We start from the raw sequence: 7,042 nt of genomic DNA, 5'->3' as shown, positions 1-7,042 counted from the left end.
CGGTCAATTCATCCATCCAAGTATCTGGATTGAGTCCCATTCTAGCGAGGATTGGTGGTAGGTTTTCAGGGATGTATCCACGCTTGTTTTCAACGATGGCCTGGCCTGAATAATCGACCAATTCCAAATATCCTGAGAGTGAAAAAGGCAGGTCTTTGTCGTCCTTGCCAAAGCCAATCAATCGGGTGTTTGAGTTTTTGATGCGTTCTTGAATCGAAGTGTAGTCAGATTGTTCAGGCGTCTTACACATGGCAGCTCTGATGGGGTTTAAGTCCACATAAGCCATGCAAGTCAAAAGTGCCCGCTCATCCAGCAATGCCTGGCTTTTGAAGCGGGATTCCCAGAAGTGGCCGGTACAACCATCTTCAATATTAGCCCTTCTGGCAATGTACTCATTGAGAGTCTTCATAAACCAAGATATGTCCATCAAACGCTTGCGGTATGTTTCAGTCTTATTGATGACGAATTCCAACTCTGGCTTGGTCAGTTGCTCGCCCCTGACAAAGCGCTCACAGATTAAGGGTAAATCAAACAAGCCAGCCCAGGTCATCAGCACTCTTTTGTCTGCCCAATCTTGGGTTGAGTTGACTTTCAACACGATGTGAAAATGATTGCTCATGATGGCATAAGCACAGATATCCACGGCAAACAATTTGGCCAAGTATTGCATCCGCTGAACCACCCATTTTCTGCGGTGTTCGAAGGACCTGTCAGAGTCTTTATCTTCACCGCAAAGGAAGGCCCTGCGCACACAACGACTGACCACATGGTAATAGGGGGTTTCATCCACACAAATTTGGAATTTCCTGGCCAGGCCCATGATTTTCTCCATTTAAAACGATGATTTTGGTTGTTCGTATCAATTTTATCTGTGGCAAAGCCTTGATTGGCGTGTAAGAATATTTCTATGGAGTGCCTGTCCCGAATTAAACCCCGCCGACATGGTCACGGCCATCATTAAGCCCAACACCGGCCAACAGTTTGAGTGGGTCTATGCGCCGATTTCAGCAGAACTGCCAGGTCGCAGCCATTTCCCCTTGTACACCACTTCAGAACGGGCCGATGGTTGTGACAGCAACCCTGGCACCTGTGGTGACGGTTACATTGATGGTAAATTGGAAGCCATCCAATCTTGCTTTTATTTCAACTCTTCCATGTATGTGGTGGCAGAAATGAGTCAAATCACTGGTTTGGTAGAAGGCTTTCATAATGCTTACGACAACAATGTCATCAACAAAACCCACTACAGCTATGAAGACGCGGTTTACAACAACGAAGGTCGAGGATTCCAAGGCTTCCGCAGAATCTCGGTGTTGACCGAACCCAACTACAGTGAAGATTTGGACCAAAGTACTGGCTTGGGCCAAACCCTCAGCGTGTCCACCTTCCATCAACTGTTTCCTCGGGCCGGTAAACTCGACACAGTCAAAACTTACCAATACCTCAGTGACCTAGACCGCCCATTAATCCAAACCACAAAGTACAATTGGTGGGAAGACAATTTGAGTGAATGGACAGACCACGGTGTTGTTCACATTCCCATGCGCTCACAAACAACCAAAAATTTCGCAGAATTCCAGTATGACGAAATCAACGGTGACCTCAGTTCCGAACAAATCAGACGAAACTACTGCCAATTGGGTGTCAACAGCATCGATGAATATGGCAACATCGAGTGCGCAATAGAAACCACCACCATGCACACCCAAGTGATGCATCACCTAACCGGCGCTGTTGGCTTACAGACCACCACCAACGAGGTGGAAACGCGCAACACCTACAGCAACGATGGAATCAATGGGGTCAGAGACGTTGATTTTATGGAGTGCCTGTCCTGAACAAGACTATATAGCTATATTCTGAACAACCCACTTTCTGGGTAGTGTCAAAAATCTTTCGCACATTTTTCTCACGGCGGTCTCAAGCAGTGAGTTGATTGTCAATTTTCAATTGTTGTAATTTCTCCATACACAAGAAATCAATGGGGTCAGAGACGTTGATTTAGTTCTAAGCCTGAATAGATGTCGAAATTTTCTTACAAAATATTGCGAAAAGGTATCTGTTGCTTCAGTTTACTGGGCACTAAGATGCTTGTATGGCTCGTTTACCCAGATTAAATCTTCCTGATATACCGCAGCACGTTGTGCAAAGAGGTAACAACCGTCAAGTCTGTTTCTTTTCTGATCAAGATTATGTTGTTTACCTCGACAGATTAAAGCATTACAGCCGAAAGTACAAAGTGGCAATTCATGCTTATGTTTTGATGACCAATCACGTGCATTTATTGATGACGCCTTCAGATGAAAAAGGTGTGAGTCGATTGATACAAGCATTAAGCAGTGCTTATGTCAGGTACATAAACATGACCTATGGTCGAACCGGCACTCTTTGGGAGGGAAGATTTAAGTCCTCACTGGTTGATAGTGAAAATTATTTTTTGGTGGTCAGTCGATACATAGAATTGAACCCTGTCAGGGCTCAAATGGTCTCTCACCCCTCAGAGTATCCATGGTCCAGTTATCGTAAAAATGCGCTTGGCATCCCAATCAAATTAATAACTCCGCATTGGTGTTACCATCAACTAGGCAAAAACGATGAAGAAAGAATTCTGACATACCAATCACTGTTCAAGGACAGGATACCTGATTTTACTTTGGCCGAGATTCGAGACTCGATCAATAAAACATGGGTTTTAGGCGATAGCAAATTTAAATCACAAATCGAAGAACAAACTGGCAGGAGGGCCAGTCCTTTACCCAAAGGTGGAGACAGGAAGTCTGAAGAGTATAAAAGTTAGCATCTATAAAAATCAACTTCTCTGACCCCATTGATCTGTGTAAAAATCAACTTCTCTGACCCCATTGATCTGTGAATTTGATAGCTCCGGACATACGCATGTTGAAGGAAATTTGTTCAGCGGACATGATATCCAATATGTTACAAGAGGTACAAAATCTGAAAATGATGATAGAAAGCTGTATTTGGCTGCTCCTGATGGAAAGTTATATTTATTAACACCAAATGTAGCGATTGCAAATAGTAGAAAAGATTCTGCTATCACGTTGTTACCCGTTTATAATCATTTATCAATAGACAAAGTTGAAGACAAAGGATCATACTAGTATGAAAATTTTCCTATTTATATTTCTTTATTTATGGTCCCATGAGGTTCTCTCTCAAATTGATGGTCAGTTAGCAAAGGATGACTGGAATGAATTTCAACATTGTTTGAAAATAAATAATGTAGAACCAATAGCTAACAAAATGAAATTAATTGATTTTTTGGCTGACAGTGAAATACGAGATGAGGATCAATATTTAATCTTGATTGAAAATAGTTTCACTCAAGATATTAGAGATATCTTAAAAGTATCTATTAAGAAGACTGCGTCAAATATCTCGAAATTAAAGAACTATTCTAAAGACCCAGTAACTCTATCGTGGGACATGAGTTATCTTTTTATTAATTATTTCAAAAAATCTTATTCAAATAGATTTGATTTCAAAGACTGTAATAAATTAAATCCAAACTTGTCAGTATTTAACTATTTTTATGTTTTTGGTGAGACTGAAAAAATTATTGAAAAGTTTAAGTTAAAATCAGATGAATGTTGTGAAAAAGAAAATTGTGAAAAGTATTTGACGTTTGCATATTTAATGAAAATGGCAGTTCTTCAATATGAACCGAAATTAGCTGAATATGTAAGTAAAGACATATTACTGCAATGGCAGAATGTGAATAAAAAAGAGAATCTTGGAATTAAAGAGATAAATTACTTGGACGAAATTCTAAATCAAGAGTGGTAAGAGATACTATGGAGAAAAGCAACTACTAAAGGACACACACATCTTAGAAAAGCCAGCTTGAGAAATTGAGCTGGTTTTTTCATATATTTGAAGCGGATTTTCTGGATCTGGAACCTGAATCAATGGGGTCAGAGACGTTGATTTATAGTTTTTCAAAAGAAGAAAAATACAGAACAAACATCAAAGAAGGCTTATCAACCGTCTGAAAGCAACCAGTCCATTGAACCGCAGAATCATTAACATGATGCATTTTATTCAAAGTAAAAATCTTGGTGTGTTGATTGTATTGATCTGTCTGTGGATGACCGGTTGCAGCAACCATCGGTTGTCTGGAGTCAATCATATCTATTTGGATTGGAGTGCCTATTGTTTTGAAGGGTTTGCAGAGCGGGCGCAAGAATTGGTTGCTGGCCAACACCACAATTGTGGGTTTTTCAGCATTTCAAAAAAACATGATCAGGCTGGTAGGTTTTATCGCAATTTGTCTAAAGGATTGACCTGCGTTGATGAAGCCAGCAAGAACCAACAAGCTTTCATCTACGGCATCCACACCCTTTGGCGAGACACCTATGTCTGTGAGGCTTACATTGGCTCCAATGACGGACAGTTGTACCGTTTGTTTTATGATTTTGACGTCAGAGGTGGAATGGACACCACTGGCAAACATGATTGGTATGTTGAAGAAGTTTGTGATGCCATCTCCATCGAAGAACAAATCAGGGTCCCCCATTACATGAACCACATAGTCGATTCGGGATGCCGGCGATTGGATGATTGACTTTTAAGGGGGACAACAACAAGAATGCACACACACAATTAGTAATCGGTTTAACCAAATACTCCACTCTGTAACAGGAGCTCAGTCATCAGTCCTGCAACAACAAATCGAGTCAAACAAGGATTGCTGTCTGTATTACATGAAAAATAACACCAAATTCAGGACCGATCAGGTCAGAATTGTGCCTGGTGATGTGTTGTGATGGGTGCGTTTGTTACAATTCACCGTGACATGTCCTGCGGCCTGTTGGTTGGGTTGCAGGCTTATTTGAATAACCACAGAAAAGGAACAATCATGAAGCAAAAACTGGGCCTGATTTTGGGCTGTTTGTTGGTGTCGGTGCCCGCAGTGGCGGAGCGTTATTTTGCCCTGAAGTATGCACAAAACAAACAGACCCACCACAGCACCTTGCTGGAATTGAATGCCGAATCCGGTGCCGTCATGCAGGAATGGGTGTTGGGAGAAGCCGATCACCGCCCGGTGCAGAAAATGGCCCTGCCGGCGGGCGATTCGATGTTTTTTTATGCCGAAGTGGCGAAAAAACAAGCCCAGGTTGTGCAGGTCTCGGTGGCTGACAGGCGGGTTTTGCCGCCGGTGGCCATTGACCCATTGAACAAGCGGCTGCAGGACAACGGCTTGTGGTACCGTTTCATGCATTTGTCTGAAGACCAGACGCGGTTGTATTTACACACCGGTCACAAAAAGACCCAACAGTTGACCGTCATTGATGTGGTCAACAACCGCATCAGCCAACAAATACCGCTCAACAAACACGACCATGAAGTGCGTTTATCGGCAGACCAGCAGTATTTGATCATCACCGATTTGAAAAAGAACCACCTGTCCTTGTACAGCTTGGCCCTAGGGGCGGTGGTGTTCCAACAGGCGCTGGGTAAACGCGGCCATTTTGGGTTGATCCATCAACACCATGTGTACCTGACGCGGTTTGATGGCAGGCACCGCGACACCAGAAACTCGGTGGCAGATCACATGTTTGGTACCAATTTGCTCAATGACTTCAGCCGCACGAAATACTGGGTGGAAGTGACTGACTTGACCTCTCAAAAGCAAAACACCATCGCCTTGGACAGCACCTATGCACCGGCCTATGCGGTTCAGCCAGCAGCGGATCAGGTTTGGGTCTTGTCCACCACCGATAAAGACAAGACCGCCGTTTTGACCCAATTGCACGGCACCCAAGCCACCGAACTGAAACGTTATGATGTGGCCATTTCGCCCGAAGCCCTGCATTACGATGAGGCGTTCAACCGCTTGTTGGTGATTGGTGGCCATGATTTGGCCTTGATCAACCTCAACGACCTGGATCAATTGACCTTGATTGATCGACCCTTCGATGTGGTTGATCATGTGTTCAGCAGCGATGGCCAACAACTGTATTTGAAAGAAGGGGTGGGCTCTGAAGTGGCGGTGGTGGCGGTTGACAGCGGGCAAATCCTGGGCCGTTCTGGTACTGGCCGACCCGGGGTCAAGGTGGGGCATGCCATGGCCACCGTGGCCTTGGCAGCGGCCACTGGCAGCCAAGGGTTTGGGGTTTATGTGGCGATCTATTCAAACACCGGCATGATCCTCGATGCCAGTGAAAACCACCTGTATGTGATCAACAGCAAAACCCATGATGTGACCCGCTTTCAGGCCAAAGACTTGTCAGACCGGCAGGCCTTGCCCACCGGCCGAGGCACTTTTCTGGTTTACCAGAGTGAAGGCGAGGACCGGCCAGTTTGGGTGTTCAGTCAGCAGCAAGTCAATCAAATTGACAACGCCACGTTCAAGCCCGACAACACCATCGAATACGAAGCCTTGGTTGGCTTGGATTGGGCCCAGGATTCATTCACCATTCAGACCAAGGATCACTTGCAAGTGATGGATCTCAAGACTGGGGCCGTGCGGCAACAATGGCCCATCACCCCAGTCGATTACCTGTGGTCACAGTGAACACTCATTAAGCCGCGTCAACGTCGACTGTTCACAAGCCCGCACACTCGGCGCCGCGGTGGAACACGTCATTGGCGGCCAGTTGCGCTTCGATGATGCCATAACCGATGTCCATCATGTCGCAGCCACAGGCAATGGCGGCCTCGGCGCGGTCTTCGGGTTTGAGCAAGGCGCCGTAACGGTCCACAAAGGCGTCTTTGATCAGGCTGCAAGTGCTTCTTTTTTCGATGAAGGCGCCGGAGCGCAGCAAGTCACTGATGGTGTTTTTGGCCAGCCGTTCGCCGATCAGGTTGAAGTTGATCGATGGTAGGGGGCTGGGGTCACCGGCGACGATGCTGTCTTGGATTTGGCGAATAAACAGCTGCATTTTCTGCGCTTCGGCCTGAGTCATATAGCCGCCGCTCACTTTGTACACAATCATGGGTGTGGGGGTCGGATCGGCTTGGGCCGGCGACAGCATCAGAGCCGAAATGGCGGCCAACAGTGTGGTGGTTTTTTTCATGG

Annotated in this window: 8 protein-coding genes; 5 read left to right on the top strand and 3 right to left on the bottom strand. The window is 45.2% G+C overall.

What is annotated here, in order from left to right:
* Window positions 1–832, bottom strand: an 832-nt coding sequence (locus tag K7G70_RS09435) for a transposase (protein ID WP_223788378.1), incomplete at its 3' end; no start/stop codon positions are given.
* 109 nt (window positions 833–941) lie between these two features.
* Here K7G70_RS09435 and K7G70_RS09430 point away from each other — a divergent pair.
* From K7G70_RS09430 to K7G70_RS09420, 3 genes are all read left to right on the top strand, one after another.
* Window positions 942–1,838, top strand: coding sequence for a hypothetical protein (locus K7G70_RS09430; protein WP_223788377.1), 897 nt, complete (start codon window positions 942–944; stop codon window positions 1,836–1,838).
* A 257-nt stretch (window positions 1,839–2,095) separates the two neighbouring features.
* Window positions 2,096–2,797: a transposase gene (locus tag K7G70_RS09425; protein WP_223788376.1), complete on the top strand. Its 702-nt coding sequence runs from the start codon at window positions 2,096–2,098 to the stop codon at window positions 2,795–2,797.
* 326 nt (window positions 2,798–3,123) lie between these two features.
* On the top strand, window positions 3,124–3,807 hold the full coding sequence (locus K7G70_RS09420; protein ID WP_223788375.1) for a hypothetical protein: 684 nt from the start codon (window positions 3,124–3,126) through the stop codon (window positions 3,805–3,807).
* A 142-nt stretch (window positions 3,808–3,949) separates the two neighbouring features.
* Here K7G70_RS09420 and K7G70_RS09415 read toward each other — a convergent pair whose 3' ends face one another.
* Window positions 3,950–4,222 carry a hypothetical protein gene (locus tag K7G70_RS09415; protein WP_223788374.1) on the bottom strand — a complete coding sequence of 91 codons (273 nt, stop codon included), beginning with the start codon at window positions 4,220–4,222 and terminating at the stop codon, window positions 3,950–3,952.
* 66 nt (window positions 4,223–4,288) lie between these two features.
* Here K7G70_RS09415 and K7G70_RS09410 point away from each other — a divergent pair, with 66 nt between their 5' ends.
* Window positions 4,289–4,585, top strand: coding sequence for a hypothetical protein (locus K7G70_RS09410; protein WP_223788373.1), 297 nt, complete (start codon window positions 4,289–4,291; stop codon window positions 4,583–4,585).
* A 294-nt stretch (window positions 4,586–4,879) separates the two neighbouring features.
* Window positions 4,880–6,538 carry a YncE family protein gene (locus K7G70_RS09405; RefSeq protein ID WP_223788372.1) on the top strand — a complete coding sequence of 553 codons (1,659 nt, stop codon included), beginning with the start codon at window positions 4,880–4,882 and terminating at the stop codon, window positions 6,536–6,538.
* Between the two features lie 31 nt (window positions 6,539–6,569).
* On the opposite strand, the gene K7G70_RS09400 is transcribed toward K7G70_RS09405, so the two are convergent.
* Window positions 6,570–7,040, bottom strand: coding sequence for a hypothetical protein (locus K7G70_RS09400; protein WP_223788371.1), 471 nt, complete (start codon window positions 7,038–7,040; stop codon window positions 6,570–6,572).
* Window positions 7,041–7,042: the final 2 nt, after the last annotated feature.

This window comes from Marinicella meishanensis (genome assembly GCF_019931145.1).
Lineage (GTDB): Bacteria > Pseudomonadota > Gammaproteobacteria > Xanthomonadales > Marinicellaceae > Marinicella > Marinicella meishanensis.
This window is presented reverse-complemented; position numbering and strand designations above follow the sequence as displayed.

Coding starts and splice junctions, on each gene's coding strand:
- K7G70_RS09430 (WP_223788377.1), top strand. CDS start 942: ATGGTCACGGCCATCATTAAGCCCAACACCGGCCAACAGTTTGAGTGG.
- K7G70_RS09425 (WP_223788376.1), top strand. CDS start 2,096: ATGGCTCGTTTACCCAGATTAAATCTTCCTGATATACCGCAGCACGTT.
- K7G70_RS09420 (WP_223788375.1), top strand. CDS start 3,124: ATGAAAATTTTCCTATTTATATTTCTTTATTTATGGTCCCATGAGGTT.
- K7G70_RS09405 (WP_223788372.1), top strand. CDS start 4,880: ATGAAGCAAAAACTGGGCCTGATTTTGGGCTGTTTGTTGGTGTCGGTG.
- K7G70_RS09400 (WP_223788371.1), bottom strand. CDS start 7,040: ATGAAAAAAACCACCACACTGTTGGCCGCCATTTCGGCTCTGATGCTG.